The organism is Streptomyces sp. NPDC102259, assembly GCF_044766465.1.
GTDB lineage: Bacteria > Actinomycetota > Actinomycetes > Streptomycetales > Streptomycetaceae > Streptomyces.
This window is the reverse complement of the sequence record NZ_JBIWMA010000004.1, coordinates 110765-129220: the sequence shown is the minus strand read 5'-3', so window position 1 is coordinate 129220 and position 18456 is coordinate 110765. Positions and strand designations below refer to the sequence as shown.

Annotated in this window: 9 protein-coding genes, 1 tRNA gene and 1 pseudogene; 6 read left to right on the top strand and 5 right to left on the bottom strand. The window is 71.7% G+C overall.

Annotated features, from left to right (window positions below; genetic code table 11):
• Positions 1 to 148 precede the first annotated feature (148 nt).
• The 5 genes from topA (at position 149) to ACIRPU_RS12310 (ending at position 9682) form a co-directional block, all read left to right on the top strand.
• Complete coding sequence (gene topA, locus ACIRPU_RS12330; RefSeq protein ID WP_403865337.1) at positions 149 to 3001, top strand: type I DNA topoisomerase; 2853 nt, start codon at positions 149 to 151, stop codon at positions 2999 to 3001.
• A 136-nt stretch (positions 3002 to 3137) separates the two neighbouring features.
• Positions 3138 to 6443, top strand: coding sequence for a dTMP kinase (gene tmk / locus ACIRPU_RS12325; RefSeq protein ID WP_403865334.1), 3306 nt, complete (start codon positions 3138 to 3140; stop codon positions 6441 to 6443).
• A gap of 131 nt (positions 6444 to 6574) precedes the next feature.
• Entirely contained in the window at positions 6575 to 7780 is a 1206-nt protein-coding gene (locus tag ACIRPU_RS12320) for a DNA polymerase III subunit delta' (protein WP_403865331.1), read from the top strand.
• A gap of 143 nt (positions 7781 to 7923) precedes the next feature.
• Positions 7924 to 9501: an alpha/beta hydrolase gene (locus tag ACIRPU_RS12315; RefSeq protein ID WP_403865328.1), complete on the top strand. Its 1578-nt coding sequence runs from the start codon at positions 7924 to 7926 to the stop codon at positions 9499 to 9501.
• A gap of 107 nt (positions 9502 to 9608) precedes the next feature.
• A tRNA-Thr gene (locus ACIRPU_RS12310) sits at positions 9609 to 9682 on the top strand.
• Positions 9683 to 9949: 267 nt separating this feature from the next.
• Here ACIRPU_RS12310 and ACIRPU_RS12305 read toward each other — a convergent pair.
• The 4 genes and pseudogenes from ACIRPU_RS12305 to ACIRPU_RS12290 form a co-directional block, all read right to left on the bottom strand.
• Positions 9950 to 10059: pseudogene (locus ACIRPU_RS12305) on the bottom strand (LysR family transcriptional regulator); the annotation flags it as partial.
• A 98-nt stretch (positions 10060 to 10157) separates the two neighbouring features.
• Positions 10158 to 10739, bottom strand: a complete 582-nt coding sequence (locus ACIRPU_RS12300; protein ID WP_403865325.1) for a PASTA domain-containing protein — start codon at positions 10737 to 10739, stop codon at positions 10158 to 10160.
• A 240-nt stretch (positions 10740 to 10979) separates the two neighbouring features.
• A complete protein-coding gene (locus ACIRPU_RS12295) occupies positions 10980 to 11252 on the bottom strand; it encodes a DUF4242 domain-containing protein (protein ID WP_403865322.1) in 273 nt (90 codons plus the stop codon).
• 67 nt (positions 11253 to 11319) lie between these two features.
• The gene (locus ACIRPU_RS12290; RefSeq protein WP_403865319.1) at positions 11320 to 13815 is read right to left on the bottom strand and encodes an ATP-binding protein; all 2496 of its coding nucleotides are present in this window, start codon (positions 13813 to 13815) and stop codon (positions 11320 to 11322) included.
• 482 nt (positions 13816 to 14297) lie between these two features.
• Between ACIRPU_RS12290 and ACIRPU_RS12285 the strand changes: the two genes are divergently transcribed.
• The gene (locus ACIRPU_RS12285) at positions 14298 to 14780 is read left to right on the top strand and encodes a hypothetical protein (protein WP_403865316.1); all 483 of its coding nucleotides are present in this window, start codon (positions 14298 to 14300) and stop codon (positions 14778 to 14780) included.
• A gap of 135 nt (positions 14781 to 14915) precedes the next feature.
• Here ACIRPU_RS12285 and ACIRPU_RS12280 read toward each other — a convergent pair whose 3' ends face one another.
• On the bottom strand, positions 14916 to 18386 hold the full coding sequence (locus ACIRPU_RS12280; RefSeq protein ID WP_403865313.1) for a DNRLRE domain-containing protein: 3471 nt from the start codon (positions 18384 to 18386) through the stop codon (positions 14916 to 14918).
• Positions 18387 to 18456: the final 70 nt, after the last annotated feature.

Here is an 18456-nt window from a genome sequence, read left to right as displayed (position 1 = left end):
GTCGGGTTACCGTTCGAGTGGCCGTTGCGGGCTTTTCCCGTTTGACACGGGGGCGGGATGTACCGTCACACTCCGCAGCGTCACCATGACCCGACCCCGGGAGCAAGGCCTGGGGAGGCCCCAGCGTCGACCGGAGAGAAGAGCGAAGTTGTCCCCGACCAGCGAGACCGCAAAGGGCGGCCGCCGACTCGTGATCGTCGAGTCGCCCGCCAAGGCGAAGACGATCAAGGGGTACCTCGGCCCCGGCTACATCGTCGAGGCCAGCGTCGGGCACATCCGTGACCTTCCCAACGGCGCCGCGGAGGTGCCGGACCAGTACACGGGCGAGGTTCGCCGCCTCGGTGTGGACGTCGAACACGACTTCCAGCCGATCTATGTGGTCAACGCCGACAAGCGGGCGCAGGTCAAGAAGCTCAAGGAACTCCTCAAGGAATCCGACGAGCTCTTCCTCGCCACCGATGAGGACCGGGAGGGCGAGGCGATCGCCTGGCACCTCCAGGAGGTCCTCAAGCCGAAGATCCCGGTCAAGCGGATGGTCTTCCACGAGATCACCAAGGACGCGATCCGGGCCGCCGTCGCCAACCCGCGTCAGCTCAACCAGAAGCTCGTCGACGCCCAGGAGACCCGCCGCATCCTCGACCGCCTCTACGGCTACGAGGTCTCGCCGGTCCTGTGGAAGAAGGTCATGCCGCGCCTGTCGGCCGGCCGTGTCCAGTCCGTCGCCACCCGTCTCGTCGTGGAGCGGGAACGCGAGCGCATCGCGTTTCGTTCCGCCGAGTACTGGGACCTGACGGGCACCTTCTCGACCGGCCGCGCCGGAGACGTCTCGGACCCGTCGTCGCTGGTCGCCCGCCTCCAGACCGTCGACGGCAGGCGGGTCGCCCAGGGCCGCGACTTCGACTCCGTGGGACAGCTCAAGAGCGCGAACATCCTCCACCTCGACGAGGTGAACGCCCGCGCCCTGGCCGTCGCCCTGGAGAACACGCGGTTCGCCGTCCGGTCCGTCGAGTCGAAGCCCTACCGCCGCTCGCCGTACGCCCCGTTCCGTACGACGACGCTTCAGCAGGAGGCCAGCCGCAAGCTCGGTTTCGGCGCGAAGGCCACCATGCAGGTCGCGCAGAAGCTGTACGAGAACGGCTTCATCACGTACATGCGTACGGACTCCACGACGCTGAGCGAGACGGCGATCTCCGCCGCCCGCGCCCAGGTCACGCAGCTGTACGGCGCCGACTACCTGCCGCCCCAGCCGCGCACGTACGCCGGCAAGGTCAAGAACGCGCAGGAGGCGCACGAGGCGATTCGTCCCTCGGGTGATCGTTTCCGCACGCCTGCCGAGACGGGTCTGACCGGCGACCAGTTCAAGCTCTACGAGCTGATCTGGAAGCGGACGGTCGCCTCCCAGATGAAGGACGCGGTCGGCAACAGCGTCACGGTGAAGATCGGTGGCACGGCGGCCGACGGCCGGGACGTCGAGTTCAGCGCCTCCGGCAAGACGATCACCTTCCACGGCTTCCTGAAGGCGTACGTCGAAGGCGCCGACGACCCGAACGCCGAGCTGGACGACCGCGAGCGCCGACTGCCCCAGGTCGGCGAGGGCGACGCGCTCTCCGCCGAGGAGATCACGGTCGACGGGCACGCCACCAAGCCCCCGGCCCGCTACACCGAGGCCAGCCTGGTCAAGGAGCTCGAAGAGCGCGAGATCGGCCGCCCGTCGACCTACGCGTCGATCATCGGCACGATCCTCGACCGCGGCTACGTCTTCAAGAAGGGCACGGCACTCGTGCCGTCCTTCCTCTCCTTCGCCGTGGTCAACCTCCTGGAGAAGCACTTCGGCCGACTGGTCGACTACGACTTCACCGCCAGGATGGAGGACGACCTCGACCGCATCGCCCGCGGTGAGGCGCAGGCCGTGCCGTGGCTGAAGCGCTTCTACTTCGGCGAAGGCGCGGGTCACGGCGGTGCGGCCGAAGCCGGCAACGGCGACGGTGACCACCTCGGCGGCCTCAAGGAGCTGGTGACGGACCTGGGCGCGATCGACGCGCGCGAGGTGTCGTCGTTCCCGGTGGGCAACGACATCGTGCTGCGGGTCGGGCGCTACGGCCCCTACATCGAGCGCGGCGAGAAGGACTCCGAGGGCCACCAGCGGGCGGACGTGCCCGAGGACCTGGCCCCGGACGAGCTGTCCGTCGAACTCTCGGAGGAACTGCTCGCCAAGCCGAGCGGCGACTTCGAGCTCGGGGCCGACCCGGAGAGTGGCCACCAGATCATCGCCCGGGACGGCCGCTACGGCCCGTACGTCACGGAGGTGCTCCCCGAGGGCACCCCGAAGACCGGCAAGAACGCCGTGAAGCCGCGCACGGCCTCGCTGTTCAAGTCGATGTCGCTGGACACGGTGACGCTGGCGGACGCCCTCAAGCTGATGTCGTTGCCGCGGGTGGTCGGCGCCGACGCGGAGGGCGTGGAGATCACCGCGCAGAACGGCCGCTACGGCCCGTACCTGAAGAAGGGCACGGACTCGCGGTCGCTCCAGACGGAGGACCAGCTCTTCACGATCACCCTCCAAGAGGCGCTGGAGATCTACTCCCAGCCCAAGCAGCGTGGCCGGGCCGCCGCCAAGCCGCCGCTGAAGGAGCTGGGCGCGGACCCGGTCAGCGGACAGCCGGTCGTCGTCAAGGACGGTCGCTTCGGGCCGTACGTCACCGACGGGGAGACCAACGCGACCCTGCGCTCCGATGACAGCGTCGAGGGGATCACCCCGGAACGCGGCTTCGAACTGCTCGCCGAGAAGCGCGCCAAGGCGCCGGCCAAGAAGACGGCCAAGAAGGCGCCCGCGAAGAAGGCGACGGCGAAGAAGACGGCCCCGGCGAAGAAGACGGCTGCCAAGAAGACCGCCGCGAAGACGACGGCCAAGACGACGGCGGCCAAGACGACGGCCAAGACGACGGCGAGGAAGACGGTCGCGAAGAAGGCGACGGCTACCCCGGCCTCGTCCGAGGACTGATCCGCGACCGATCCCGCCCACCGTTCCTTCACGGCGGGTTCGCGAAACCAACGCCCCGGCATCACTTTGGTGTCGGGGCGGTCGCACGCGTGGACGGGGGCGACAGCGTGTCAGTCGCGGCCGATAGGCTGAAAGCATGACGCGAGCCGAGCAGCCAACGGCCCACCACCCGGCACCGGACGACGCCTTGGTGGCGGACTCCCGCGAGCGCGCTGTGCGCGCCCTGTTGCGCGAGCCGCAGCTCAAGCGGCTCTGGAGCGCACAGCTGGTGAGCGGGGTGGGTGACGCCCTCGCACTCCTGGTGTTCGTCCTCCTCGTCCTCCAGGCGGCCATCGTGGAGGGCTCCTTCGGGGGCGGCTACCGCGGCGTGGCCTTCGCGGTGGCGACCGTCTTCGCGGTGCGCATTCTGGCCACCCTCCTCTTCGGCGCCGTTCTCCTGGGCCCGCTGACCTCACTGACCTCGCCGGACGGCCCGCTCGACCGCCGCTGGACGATGGTCGGCGCGGACGGCGTGCGCGCCGCACTGCTGATCGTCGCGCCCCTGTGGATCGACTGGACGCCGGACGACGCGCCCGCTCTGCTGCTCGTCACGGTGTTCGTGACGGGGGTCGCCGAGCGGTTCTGGACCGTCGCCCGCGAGAGCGCGTCGCCGGCCCTGCTGCCCGCCCCGCCGCTGGAGGGCGCGACCGTACGGCCGCTGCCGGACCACATGGACGCCCTGCGCCGCCTGTCGCTGCGGACGAGCTTCGTGACGATCCCGCTGGGCGCGGCCACGCTGGTCGCCGCGGCATTGTTCAACAATCTCCTGGGCGCCGGGATCGCCTGGTTCGGACAGCACCAGGCGGCCCTCGCCTCGTACGTCGCCGGGGGGCTCTTCGCCGGGTCCCTGTCCATCGTGACCTTCCTGGAGCTGCCCGGAGTGCGCACCCCGCGCGCGCGGTCGCCGCTCGAGGGGCTGCGTCGGCCCAGGACCGCCACCGGCGTCGACGCGGGCCGCACCGGCGCGATCCCGCTGCTGATCCTCGCCTGCGGTGCCGTCGCCGGGGCGGTCTCCGCCGCGGTCGCCGTGGCCGTGCTGCACGCCAAGGACCTGGGCGGCGGTCCGGTCATGTACGGGCTGTTCGTGCTCGCGCTGACCGGCGGGGTCGTCGTCGGCATCCGTACGGCGCCGAAGGTGCTGGCGTCGCTGTCGCGGCGTCGGCTGCTCGCGCTGGCCATCGCCTTCACCGGCGTGGCGCTGCTGGCCGCCGGGCTGGTCCCGGACGTCACCAGCGTGCTGCTGATCCTGGCCCTGGCCGGCGTCGGCGCGGGCGTCGCCGCCAACACCGGGCACGCCCTGCTCGACCAGGAGACCGAGGAACACCGCCGGGCGCGGACGACGGAGCACCTGCACGCCGTCGTACGGGTCGTGGTGGCGCTGGGCGTGGTGATCGCCCCGCTGGTGGCGGCGCTCATCGGACCGCACCGGCTGGAGAACGGCAAGTTCGTGTTCGCGCACGGCGGCGCGGCGTTCACGCTGATGCTGGTCGGCGCGCTGCTGCTGCCGGTGGCCGCACTGGTGCTGGCCAAGATCGACGACCGTGCCGGCGTACCCCTGCGGCAGGACCTGCGGGACGCGCTGCTCGGCGGCGACGACCCGGTGCAGACATCGGTCGGGACGGGCTTCTTCATCGCCCTGGAGGGCGGCGACGGCGCCGGCAAGTCCACGCAGGCCGAGGCGCTCGCCGAGTGGATCAGGGCCAAGGGCCACGAGGTCGTCCTGACCCGTGAGCCGGGGGCCACGCCCGTGGGCAAGCGGCTGCGTTCGATCCTGCTGGACGTCTCCAGCGCCGGGCTCTCCCACCGCGCGGAGGCCCTGCTGTACGCGGCGGACCGCGCGGAGCACGTCGACACCGTCGTCCGGCCCGCCCTGGAGCGCGGCGCGGTGGTCATCACCGACCGGTACATCGACTCGTCCGTGGCCTACCAGGGCGCGGGCCGCGACCTGTCGCCGACCGAGGTCGCGCGGATCTCGCGCTGGGCGACGAACGGCCTGGTCCCGCATCTGACGGTCCTGCTGGACGTGTCGCCGGAGGCCGCCCGCGAGCGCTTCACGGAGGCACCGGACCGGCTCGAGTCGGAGCCGGCCGAGTTCCACACGCGGGTGCGCTCCGGCTTCCTCACGCTGGCCGCCGCCGACCCGGGCCGTTACCTGGTGGTCGACGCGGCCCAGGAGCCCGAGGCCGTCACGACCGCCGTCCGGCACCGGCTCGACCAGCTGCTGCCCCTGTCCGAGGCCGAGATCAAGGCCCAGGAGGAGGCGCGCAGGAAGGCCGAGGAGGAGGCCCGCCGCAAGGCCGAGGAAGAGGCCGCGCGCAAGGCCGAGGAGGAGCGCCTGGAGCGCGAGCGTCAGGAGCAGCTCGCCAAGCTGCGCGCCGAGGAGGAGGAGCGCAAGCGGCGCGAGCTGGAGGAGGCGCAGCGGCGCGAGGCCGAACGGCAGGCCGAGGAGGCGCGGCTGCGCGCCGAGGAAGCGCGCAGGCGTGCCGAGGAGGAGCGGGTCCGGCTTCTCGCCGAGGAGAAGGCCCGCGCCGAGGAGGAGGCCCGCCGCAAGGCGGAGGAGGAGCGGCGCCGCCGGCAGGCCGAGGAGGAGGCGCGGCTGCGCGCCGAGGCCGAGACCCGGCGCCTGGAGAAGCAGCGGAAGGCCGAGGAGGCGCTGCTGCGCGCCGAGCAGGCCCGGCGCGCGGCGGAGCAGGCCGCAGCCGCGGCACAGGTCGGACCGAAGCCGGTGCGTCCCACGCCGACCGCGGCTTCGGCGGCCCCGGCGGCCCCGGCGGTCCCGCCGGAGGCCGTGACCGTGCCGACGCCGGTGGTGACTCCGACGAACGCGTCGGGCGGGCCGGTGGACGAGACGGCGGTGCTGCCGCCGATCCGGATGGACAAGGAGCCCGCGCAGCCCTCCCGGCCGACCGGGAACGCGTCCCGATCCGGGAAGCCTTCGGGCTCCGCGGGCGTGGGTGACGCCGAGGTGACGGCCGAGCTGCCGCAGCCCTCGATTCCGCCGGGGGCCGCGGACGAGACGGCCGTACTGCCGCCGGTGCGCCGCGAGAGCTCCGAGGACGAGACGGCCGTACTGCCTCCGGTACGCGAGGGGAACCCCGCCGACGAGACGGCCGTGCTGCCGCCCGTGCGGGACCGGAGCCCCTCGGACCGGGTGCCGCCGGGCTACTTCCGCGACGAGCGGGGCGAGCGGGACGGGGCGCGGCCGGACGGAGCCGACGACCGTACGCGTGAGCTGCCGCAGGTCGACGAGGAGGGCGCGCCCCGGCAGCGACCACGGTCGGACTGGGCCGAGGAGACCCCGCTGGACGATCTGCCGACGCTGGCGGACGAACTGCTGGGCCCGCGCCGGGACGAGGACGGCAACGACGACGGCGAGGGCCGCGGGCGGGGTCGGCGCCGCTGAGCGTTCGGCGCCGCCGGGCGTCCCGCCGCCGGTCGTGGGCGGGACGTCGGCCTCGCCCGGGGCTCGATTGTCAGTGGCTCCCCGCACAATGGAAGCCGCAACGCGAAACGTGACGAAAGGGCGGCGTGCGTATGACCGTGTGGGACGACCTCGTCGGGCAGGACAAGGTGAGCGAGCAGCTCGTCGCCGCCGCTCGGGACGCCGACGCGCTCGTCACCGCGGCCGGCTCAGCCGCCCCGCCGCCCGAGACGTCGAAGATGACGCACGCCTGGCTGATCACCGGCCCGCCCGGCGCCGGTCGCGGCCAGGTGGCGCGGGCCTTCGCCGCCGCTCTCCAGTGCGTGAGCCCGGACCGGGCGCTCGGCGGCGTTCCGGGCTGCGGGTTCTGCGACGGCTGTCATACGGCGCTCATCGGCACCCACGCCGACGTCAACACCGTCGCCGCCGTCGGTGCGCAGATCCTCGCCGAGGACATGCGCGACACGGTCCGTAAGTCGTACACCTCGCCCGCCACGGGCCGCTGGCAGATCATCCTCGTCGAGGACGCCGAGCGGCTGAACGAGAAGTCGGCCAACGCCGTTCTGAAGGCCGTCGAGGAGCCCGCCCCACGAACGGTCTGGCTGCTCTGCGCGCCCTCCCTGGAGGATGTGCTGCCCACCATCCGCTCCCGCTGTCGGCACCTGAACCTTGGCACCCCTTCCGTCGACGCCGTCGCCGACATGCTCGTCCGGCGCGAGGGCATCGACCCGGCTCTCGCCGCGGCCGCCGCCCGGGCCACGCAGGGGCACGTCGACCGGGCCCGCCGACTGGCCACCGACCCCGCCGCCCGCGAGCGCCGCGCGTCCGTGCTGAAGCTGCCCCTGCGGGTCGACGACGTCGGCGGCTGCCTCAGGGCCGCCCAGGAGCTGGTCGACGCGGCGACCGAGGACGCCAAGCAGCTCGCGGAGGAGATGGACGGCAAGGAGACCGAGGAGCTGAAGGCGGCGCTGGGCGCGGTCCAGGGCGGCCGGATGCCGCGCGGTACGGCGGGCGTGATGAAGGACCTGGAGGACAAGCAGAAGCGCCGCAGGACGCGTACGCAGCGCGACAGCCTCGACGTCGCGCTCACCGACCTGACCGCCTTCTATCGCGATGTCCTCGCCCTCCAGCTCGGCTCCCGCGTCGCGATCGCCAACGTGGACGCCGAGGACGCCCTGGAGCGGCTCGCCCGCGGCAGCAGCCCGGAGTCGACCCTCCGCCGGATCGAGGCCATCGCCGGGTGCAGACAGGCCCTCGACCGCAATGTGGCTCCGCTGCTGGCGGTGGAGGCGATGACGATGGCGCTGAGAGCGGGCTGAACCGGCCGTTCGGGCCCGGCGTCGGCGAGCGGGGCGGCCCGACATCGGCGCCCGACGTCGATCTTGGGTTGACGGCGTCACTCGTCCGTGTCCGTTCGCGTACGTACGGCGTTCGTGTCATTGCACAGAGTTACGCTCGCTGGATGCACATCAGGCGCTCTCTCCGCAGGTCCCGAACCGGCGTCACCCTCCTCTCGCTCGCTGCGCTGCTCGTCTCCGGCTGTTCCGCCGCGGGGACGACGAGCTCCGCGGGGTCCACGGCGGTGGCGGCGCTCGTCGCCCTGCCGCGGGCCACGCCGTCGGCGCTCGCGCCGTACTACGGGCAGAAGCTGAGCTGGCGCGGCTGCGGTGTGCCCGGCTTCGAGTGCGCCACCCTGAAGGCGCCGCTCGACTACGCCGATCCGGGCGCGGGCGACGTCCGGCTCGCGGTCACCCGGAAGAAGGCGACGGGCCCGGGCAAGCGGATCGGCTCGCTGCTGGTGAACCCGGGCGGACCGGGCGGCTCGGCGGTCGGCTACCTCCAGCAGTACGCCGGCATCGGCTATCCCGCCGGGGTCCGCGCCCGGTACGACATGGTCGCCGTCGACCCTCGGGGCGTGGCCCGCAGTGAGCCCGTGGAGTGCCTCGACGGGCGCGCGATGGACACGTACACGCAGACGGACACCACCCCCGACGACCAGCGGGAGGCCGGCGAACTCGTCGACGCGTACAAGGAGTTCGCGGAGGGCTGCGGCGCGCACTCGGCGCGGCTGCTGCGGCACGTCTCCACCGTGGAGACGGCCCGTGACATGGACATCCTGCGCGCGGTCCTGGGCGACGGGAAGCTCCACTACGTGGGGGCGTCGTACGGGACGTTCCTCGGCGCGACGTACGCGGGGCTCTTCCCGAACCGGGTGGGCCGGCTCGTCCTCGACGGGGCGATGGACCCGGCGCTGCCCGCCGGCCGACTGAACCTGGACCAGACGGCGGGCTTCGAGACGGCGTTCCAGTCGTTCGCCAAGGACTGCGTCACGCGGTCCGACTGCCCGCTCGGCGGCAAGGGCACGGCTCCTGCCAAGGTCGGCGAGAACCTCAAGGCCTTCTTCCGCAAGCTCGACGCGCACCCCATCCCCACCGGCGACCCGGACGGCCGCAAGCTCGGCGAGGCCCTCGCCACCACCGGGGTGATCGCGGCGATGTACGACGAGAGCACCTGGGAGCAGCTGCGCGAGGCGCTGAACTCGGCGATCAAGGACAAGGACGGCGCGGGCCTGCTCGCCCTCTCCGACAGCTACTACGAGCGGGACGGCGACGGCCGCTACGCCAACCTGATGGCCGCCAACGCGGCGGTGAACTGCCTCGACCTCCCTGCGGCCTTCTCCACCCCCGACCAGGTCGAGAAGGCGCTGCCGTCCTTCGAGAAGGCGTCCCCGGTCTTCGGCGAGGGCCTCGCCTGGGCCTCCTTGAACTGCGCGTACTGGCCGGTGAGGCCCACGGGCGAACCGCACCGCATCGAGGCGAAGGGCGCCGCCCCGATCGTCGTCGTCGGCACCACCCGTGACCCGGCGACCCCGTACCGCTGGGCCCGGTCCCTGGCCCACCAGCTCACCTCGGCCCGCCTCCTCACCTACGAGGGCGACGGCCACACCGCCTACGGCCGCGGCAGCTCCTGCATCGACTCCGCGATCGACACCTACCTGCTCCACGGAACCCCTCCGGCGGACGGCAAGCGCTGCAAGTAGCGACCCGCACGGCCCCGGGAGGACCGCTCCCGGGGCCCGTTCGGAGCACCCCTGGAAACTGTGTAGACTTACCGACGTTGCTGATCGCACCATGGTGTGGACAGCGCGCCGCCTTAGCTCAGATGGCCAGAGCAACGCACTCGTAATGCGTAGGTCTCGGGTTCGAATCCCGAAGGCGGCTCTGCCGAAGCCTCAGGACTCACTCGCCGTGACCTGGGGCTTTTGCTTTTGGCGGGTGCGGGTGCGGGTGCGGGTGCGGGTGCGGGTGCGGGTGCGGCGTTGGGCGCGGGCCGCGCGGCTGTCGAGGGTCTCAGTTCTGGTCTTGGTAGGGCCCCGGATCGGGCGCCGGGGGAGCAGGCACGGAGAACTCGCCCATGCGCCGCTTCGCGTCCTTGGTCATCCGGGGAACGCGGCTTGAGCTTCGGGCAACCGTGGCGTACCGGCAGTCGCGGGTGGGCAGGAGCAGGGCGGCGCCGACCGGGTGTGGGCGACCGAGCGGCGGTCCCGGTCGAACAGCCGGACGCGCAGGTCCCGTTCGAGCGCCTTGATCTGCTCGCTGCCTTTGGACGCGGAGGCCGTGTGCGCGGTGGTCGGGCGTACGCGCACCGGGACCGGGGCAGCCCGGTCCCGGTGCGCGTGCCGGCACGCACAGTGCCTTACTGGCAGAGGCGAGGTCGCGCCGGTTTGATGCCGATGGTGAGCGCGACCGAGGATCCGGGCACGAGCGGCGTGCCCGCACTCGGACTCTGGCGGCTCACCCGGTTGACGTTGTCGCAGTCGACCACGGTGCCTACCTCGCCGACCACGTACCCGGCAGCCGAGAGCGCCCGCGCGGCCTGGTCCTGCGAGTCACCCAGCACGTTCGGTACCACGCTGACGCCGGTGACCGGAACCGCCACGGAGGCCAGGACCCTGCTGTAGCCGGTGTCCGACGACAGATCGATCACCGTCAGGTTCCACGTGACCGTGCCGGTCGACGTGATGAACACCGGATGAGAGCTGCCGCCGACCGGGAAGATCTCGGTCGCCGGGTCGAAGCCGGGGCCGGTGATCTGCAGCGCGTCGTCCGCGCCGCAGTCCACGCCGTCGGCGCCCCAGAGCACCTGGGCGTTCTGGCCGAAGACCACCGGTGACGGCGAGACCGAGAGGGAACCGGTCGCGGAGACCGCGCAGTTCAGTCCCGGATCGTCCGCGTAGGCGGGTGTCACGGCGAAGGCGGTCGCCAGCAGCGCGACCATCACCAGCATCATCGCCCTGGGTGATCGCGTCGACCGTCCCGCCCGCTTCCGCGGCCCGGACGCGAAGCCGGGTCTGCCGGGAGTGCGGCCGATTCGATTCGGTGATGCCCTCAATGTTCCTCCTTGTTCGCTGGTGCCGGGAGTCGGGTCGCCCTCCCGTGTCGCCGCCCGCCCGTAGCCGGGAGGCGCCGCGGGCGGGCCACCGGTGTCGTCGACTCCGCGAGGGTGAGTGGTGGAAGTTCAGTGGTAGAAGTACGGATCCAGGACGCTGACCTCGGTGATCCGGTCGACGGGCAGGCCTGTGCTCTGCGCGGCCTGGCGTACGGCTTCCGGAGACGGCCCGTCGTACACGCAGTAGGTCACGCTCTTGTCCCGGCTCACGTACGAGTGAACCCAGGTGACCGCCGATGCGGCGTTGCCCTCGATGACGCTCCGACAGGTCTTGGCGCCCTCGTCGTCCGTCGGGATGTGCAGACCCTCGGTGAAGGTCCGTTGCACGAGATATCGCGGCATGTTGCACGCTCCTTTCCGACCGCCACTGTCGGTCTGGGAGCGGCATGGGGGCATCGGGAGCGATTACCTATGTCCGCTCCGACAACTCCCCATGTCTGGCGGCCTCCCGGCGGGTACGCACGCCGAGCTTGGCCAGGATGGAGGAGACGTGATGCCCGGCCGTCTTCTCCGTGATGTGGAGCCGGTCGGCGATCTCGGAGTTCCGCAGCCCGTCCTTGAGCAGGCCGAGGACGTCGGCTTCGCGTGCGGTGAGCCCGTCGGGATGGGCCAGAGTGGAACGCCGTGGTGTCCGGATTCCCAGGTCGCGCATCCGCCGGGCCACTTGGTCCGCGGCAGGCCGCGCCTCGAGGCCCTCGAACCGGCGCAAGGCCTCACGCAGGTGGTCCGGGCTCTGAGCGAGCGCCATGGCCGACTCGTACGGGCAACCGAGCTCGTCCCAGGTCCGGGCGGCCTCGACGGGGTTCATCCGGTAAGGCGGGGCGGCGGCCCGGTGGGCTTCTCCCGGCTCCGGTTCCAGCCACTGCCCGAGTTCACCGATGGCCCAGCCGATGCCGAGCCGTACCGCCAGTTCGTAGGTCTCGGACAGGCTGCTGTCGGCCTGCTGTCCGCTCAGACGCGCGAGTTCGGCGCGTCCCGCGGCGACCGGCCACAGGCGTTGCAGGTCTCCGGTCTGTTCAGCCAGTGACCACGCCTCGTCGAGGATGTCCGCCGCACCCGGCTCTCCCCGCCGGGTCCACAGCCGCCCCAGCACGGTGAGCGCGACGATCCGGCTCGGGGTGCACTCGGTCGCTCCCACCTGCTCCACCATCGCTTCTGCCGCCGGCCACTGCCCGCGCTCCCACAGGCATCGGGCCAGCCATGCCGTGGCGTAACTCCGTACGTCGTCCAGGTCGCGGTCGGAGCACCACTTCATGGCCTCGCGCAGCCAGTGTTCCGCGAGGTCGTAGCGGCGGACCTCGCCTGCCGCGGATCCGAGGTTGACCATCGCGCTTCCGACGGCGCCGTCGTCGCCTGCCGCGTGGGCCGCCCGAAGACTTCGGAGCATGGTCTGCACGGCCAGGTCGGGCTCGGTGGACCACTGTGCGGAGCCGACCGCGTTGAGCGCCCGGGCCAGCAGGGTCTGTTCACCGAACCGCTCGGCGAGCACGGCTGCGCGGCTGCCGGTCCGCACCGCCCCGGGGACGTCCCTGGCAAGCATCAGAAGGTATGCCGACCAGGTGTACGCGGCGACCAGCCCGGGGCCCTCCGGCAGCCGCTCGGCAAGGGCGAGTGCCTGCCGCACCATGGCATGCGCCTCAGCGTTGCGGCCCTGGTTCCACAAGTAGTAGGAGCAGCACGCCATCAGAGCGGCCTCGCGCTCCTGGTCGCCTTCCTCCCGCCAGTACTCGATCGCCCGAACGGAGGAGAGGACGGCCGCGGCACTCCGTCCGGCGTGCGCACACGCCTCGCCATGGCGTTCAAGGAGTTCCGCATGTCGGCGCGGGCTGATTCCGTCGGTGAACCGCAAGGCCTGGGCGTAGTGATCGGCCGCCTGCCGGTGAGCCCCGACGGCGGCTGCCCGCCTCGCCGCCGCACCGGCGTGCACGAGTACGGCCGTCGCGTCGCCCGCCTCCTCCGCGTGATAGGCGAGCCGGGCCGGATCGCTGCCCCACCGCGTCAGATCCGCCAGCGCACGCTCATGCAGCTCGGTCTTGCGCGCCGACGCGATTCCCTCCTCGATGGCCAGTCTGGCCAGCTCGTGGCGGAACAGGATCCGGGTGCCGTCGCGGACCAGCATTCCCGCATCCACGCAGCCGTCGACGGCCTTCCCCGGAGCCTGGACCAATGGTGCGGGGGCGTAACCGGGGAAGACGGCCACCGAGTTCAGCGCGTCGCGTTCCGCGGGGCCGAGACCGGCCGCCCGTGCCAGCACCGCGTCGCGCACGGTCTCGGGAACCCGGCGGTCGGGATCGGCCAGGACCTCGGTCACGAAGAACGGGTTGCCGCCGGCCCGAGCGTGCAGTTCCGCGGCATCCGGACCGTCCGGCCCGACCAGCGTCGCGACGGCCGCGGCCGAGAGCGGTGCCAGTCGGATGCGCAGCGCGTTCTTGTCGGTGGAGAGCGCTCCCAGTAGGGCACGCAACGGGTGGTCCGGTCCGACCTCGTCATGACGATAGGTGATGACGAGCAGGCCACGCGTGGACGAGATCCGGCGGGCGGCGAACATGAGCAGGTCGAGTGTCGCTTCGTCGGCCCAGTGCGCGTCCTCCACCACGGCGACGGCTTCCCGCGCCGTCAACTGGTCCAGGAACGCGTGGAACATCGCCTGACGCGAGCTCTCCGCGGCCATCGCGGCGGCCAGTTCACCTGTCGCCTGCCGTGCGATGTCGTGGAGCGGGCCGAGTGGCTGCGGCGTCCGCAGCGCGTCGCACGAACCCCACAGGACCGGCCGGGTCAGGCCGTCGCAGAACGCCCTGACCAGGGAGGTCTTGCCGATACCCGCCTCACCGGACACCAGGGCCACCCGCCCCGCTGGGCATTGTCGCAGCGCATCAAGCCAGAGCCCCCGCTCAAGTAACGCCATGTCGTGGATGGTAGTCGCAGGTCCTCACCGCGCCGCCATGGAGAACCGGACGCCTTCGTGGCCGGCGGATCCCCGGACGCGGGACGTCTCGTTCGGCGCCGTAGCGGTGGTCGGCGGCGCGCACACGATGGAGTGCGGTCAGGTCGGGCCCGTACGCACCGATGTCGCTGTGTCCGCCGTGCGGCGTACGGGATTTGTGGTGAAGAGCGGCGATGTATCGATTCGGCGAACGAGTGCCTGCAATGTGTGGGAAGTGTGTGCAGCATGTGCTTGAATCATGCACAACTCGGCCAGGTGGCTTGATCTGTTCGCCCGGTTCCCCTCCGCCCTGTTTCCCTCAGCAGGGCCGCCGTGCATCCCGGATCTCGTCGCCCGGCCGAGCCGGCCAACCCGTGCGGCGGGGACGGGAATTACCGCCGGAGTTCTTCTGTGGCCCGGCGGGTTCGTGCTCCGCATCGCCGTGGCCGTATCGCCGTGTCCGCATGGCCGTGTCCGCATCACCGGGTCTGTCCGCACACCGTGTTCGCGGTGTCGTCCGCTCTGCCGAGACGCATGTGGACCTGCTGCTGGGCACGCTTCCCCTGTGCGCGGACGGTGAGCCGGGCGCGCGGATCTGGCCCGCGCCACGCCGTGTCGCCCTGATCGGCTGCGAGAGCGGCGGCGATCCGCGGTTCGCCGAGTCGTTCGGCCTGGCGACGGCGGTGATCCACAACGGTCCGGAACTGGTCACCGCCACTCGTTGGGTGCTGCCGACGAACCTCGCGTTCCACCGGCTGGCCGGTCTGTCCGCGTCCGTACGTCCGCTGTCGGAGGCGATCGTCGCCGTCGACGGCGTCCACGAGCACCGCGACCCCGTGCACGCGCTCGGCCGCCGGCAGCGCGAGCAGCTCGACCACTGGCGGGCCGGCGGCCGGATCGAGCACTCGCCCCTGCTGTGGGCCGCCATGACCTGCATCGTCGTTTGAACGGCGGACAGATACGTACGTACGCAGGCGGGCAGGCAGGTAGATCGGCCCGCGGGGTCGAGGCGCGCATGCCGGCGCCCCCTGCCCGGGTAGGCGGGGGCGCCGGTCGTTCAGGGCGCTGATGGCCGGGATCGGTCAGCCCAGTTGCTTCACCGAGCTGGTGGCGTACCCGCTCGAACGCAGCGTCGTCACGGTGCCGATGGCGGTGGCTCCGCCCTTGTAGAGCAACAGCGCTCCGGCGGTGTTGGTCGTCCAGATGTCGGGGATGCCGTCCCCGGTGGTGTCGGGCGTGCCGTAGATCAGGGGGAAGGCGGCGCGGGTGAAGGTGGTGGCGGCGTAGGTGTCGTCGCCGTCCAGGCTCCAGCCGGACTGGCCCAGGCTCTTGAGGACGGTGCCGGAACCGTCGGCGTCGAGGATGCCCTTGCGCAGGATGATGTTGCCCGCCGCGGTGCGGTAGGTCATGTCGGCCGCGCCGTCGCCGTTGTAGTCGGCGATCGCCACGAAGTCCCGGTCGGCCTCCGCCCAGGAGGTCGTGGTCATCTGGGTGGCCTCGCTGAACGCCCCGCCGGTGTAGCCGCTCAGGATCCAGAACTCGGCGCCGTTGACGCCGCCGGCGACGAACAGTTCGGGCTGGCCGTCACCGGTGATGTCACCGGCCGACTTGATCTCCGAGAAGGTGGAGGGGGCGGGGGCGTTGGCTGGGAGGCGTACCTCGATGCGCTTGCTGACGTCGATCGCGCCGTAGCCGTCGCCCGGGTAGACGAAGAGCCGTCCGTCGGGGGTGCGGACCACCCAGTCGGAGATGCCGTCGGCGGGGGCGAAGTCACCGTTGTGGGTGACGAGGGCGTAGGTGACGGTGCCGTCGTCCTTGGTCTGCCAGATGTGCGGGGCGGTGGCGCCGTCCTTGATCAGGGCGCCCTTGTCGTGGGTGCCGAAGGAGCTGGAGAGCCAGGCGCCGTTCTCGGAGACCGTGTCGATCCAGAGGTTGCCGGCGGCGGTGACATGGGCGAGGTCGGCGCTGCCGTCACCGTTGAGGTCGCCGGGGCCGTCCGGAATCGAGCGTGGCGTGACGTAGAAGAAGTACTTGCGGGCGTTGGGGGACGGATTGCCGGCCGCGTCGAACGACTTGACGTACAGGGTGTTGGGACCGGCGGCCGGTGGCTTGACGCCGGTGACCGTGGCCGACTTGACGGGCGTGGTGCAGGAGGCCGTGAGACCGCCGCTGGTGCCCTGCTTGCCGTTCGCGCAGACGTAGCCGGCGTAGCTGGTGGAGTTGATGGAGTAGACGAACTTCACGATGTCGGTCTCGGCGGTGTCGCCGACCGCGAAGGTGAAGGCGCCGCCGGCGCCGAAGGGTTGGACGGACCAGGCTTCGGGGTTGCCGTCCTCGTCCTCGTCACCGGGGAAGTCCGTCGAGACGACGGGCGCGGGGGAGTCGGGCAGGGCGGCGTCGTAGACGAAGCGGCAGTAGAGGGTGCCGCTGGTCGGCGCCCAGGCGCTGCTGGCGTCGGGGTCCCAGGCGCGTACCCGCCACTGGTAGGTGACGCCGTTGACGAGCCCGGTGAGGGGGGCCGAGATGGCCGAACCGCTGGTCGTCGGCCGGTGGAAGAGGGTCTTGGCGCCGGTGTCGGTCCGCGTGAGTTCGAACTCCAGCTCCTTGAGCACGCCGTCCGGGTCGGTGGCCTTGGCGCCGATGGAGATGTTCGCCGACTTGCCGATCTTGATGTACGGGGAGGCGCTGGTGTCACAGGAGCCGGGGCTCATGGTGAGGGTCGTCGGGGTGTTCGGCTTGCGGTTGTAGGTGATGGCCGCCGTGGGCGAACCGCCGCCCTCCGCCTGGAACTTCTTCCACGAGTACGTGTCCGTCTCGAGGCTGCTGGAGGATCCCGTCGGGGCGGAGGACGAGGTGGAGGCGACCAGGCCCACGTTGAAGTCGGTCCAGCCGTTGTTCGCGACCTCCTGGGCCAGCGAGGTGATGGTGAAGTTGACGTTGGCGTTGGGGCAGGCGCTGTTGGACTTCCAGCCGTAGGCGAAGGACTTGGAGGTGATCTTCCGCTTCCAGGCGGGCTGGTTGTTCCAGGTGGTCTTGGTGCCGAACGGGTCGGTCCGCCACAGCTGAACGGTGCGCTTGCTGCACGACCAGGAGTGGGTTTCGAGGACCTTCAGGGTGGCGCTGGAGACCGTCGCGCCCTTGATGGAGCTCTTGATCTTCATCTTGAAGAAGGACCGGGCGGTGCCCCAGGTCTGCTTCTCGAAGCCGACCCGGGCTTCCTTGGTGTCCTCGTTGTAGTTGGCGCCGTCGTAGAAGCTGGAGCCGGGGTACCGCTTGTAGACCGTGGTCCAGTTGGCGCGGACGCCGGTCGTGGAGGGGTCGACGAAGAGCGGGTAGGTCAGGTCCTCGGTGGTGGTGAGGTAGCTCTTCGGCGGGGTGACGGTCAGGACGCCGCTGCCGTTGTCGAAGTCGGCGGCGGCGGTGGCGGCGTGGGCGCCCTCGCCGGGGCCGTTCAGGGCGGGCAGGGCGAGGGTGTCGTCCGCGGCGGAGGTTCGCGCGTAGGCGGCGGGATCGGCCGCGCCCGCGCCTTCCACGGTCTTCTCCACGATCTCGGGGTCCTCGTTGGTGCCGGTCGCGGACTCCGGGTCGGCGGTCTCGGGGTCCGACTCGTGGGTGCCCGCGGAGTCCCACAGGAACGGGGTGGGGGAGACGGCGATCTCGTTGCCGCCGCCGTCCTTGGCCATGAGCACGTCGGTGGACGGGTCGAGGGCGAAGGTGAGGTCGGTCGAGGTCACGCGGTAGCGCGGCGGGGCGGCGGCCAGCCGCGCGGCGGCCTCGGGGGTGTGCACCACGAGGACGTGGGTGAAGCCGGTGTCGCGCGCGGACAGCATCAGGTCCACGCCGGGCAGGACGCCCTCGTACAGTGCGCGGTTGTCCTCGACGACCGGCTCGGGCAGCGTGCCGGGCCAGTCGAGGTCGATCGCGTGGCCTTCGGCGGTCATCGTCAGCAGCCGGGTCCACGAGGTGTCGGCCGCGTCGTCGATCCGCTCGGCGGTGCCGGTGCCGGTGCCGGCTCCCGCGCCGGTGCGGAAGACGGCCGTCCGGACGGTGGAGCCGGAGGTGCGTGCCGTCGCCTTGCGGGCGGGGGCGCGGTCCGGGTCGCCGGCGGCGAAGGTCACGGGGTAGGGGCTGTTGACGGTGCGCCAGCCCTTGTCTTCGCCATCGCCATCGCCATCGCCGCCGCCGTCCCGCTTCAGCGTGGTGTCGACGGGCGCCCACGCGCCTTCGGCGTTCTTGGCCCGTACGGGCGCGACCGACACCTCGTAGGTGAACGACCCGTCGGCGTTGGCCGTCGTGGTGGAGAACTCGTCGGTCAGCGCGGCGACTTCGACCTGCTTGCCGGTCTTGCGGGCCCGGCGCTGGGCCTCGTCCTCGTCGATCGGCTGCGCGGCGCGCCCGGTCTTGGCGTCGGAGGAGTCGGCGGAGTCGTCCCGCAGGGTCAGCACGGCGGCGCCGCCGGCCAGCACGGCCAGCGCGACGGCGGCGGCGACGGCGCGTCGAACGCGCGCTCTGCCGGGCGGACTTGGTTCCGTGGCGGTGTCGAGGTCGCTCAAGGGCCCTTCTCCAACAGGCTGGGCCGCGAGGTGACGTACCGCCGCGGCATGGCTCTTCCAGGGGTGCCCT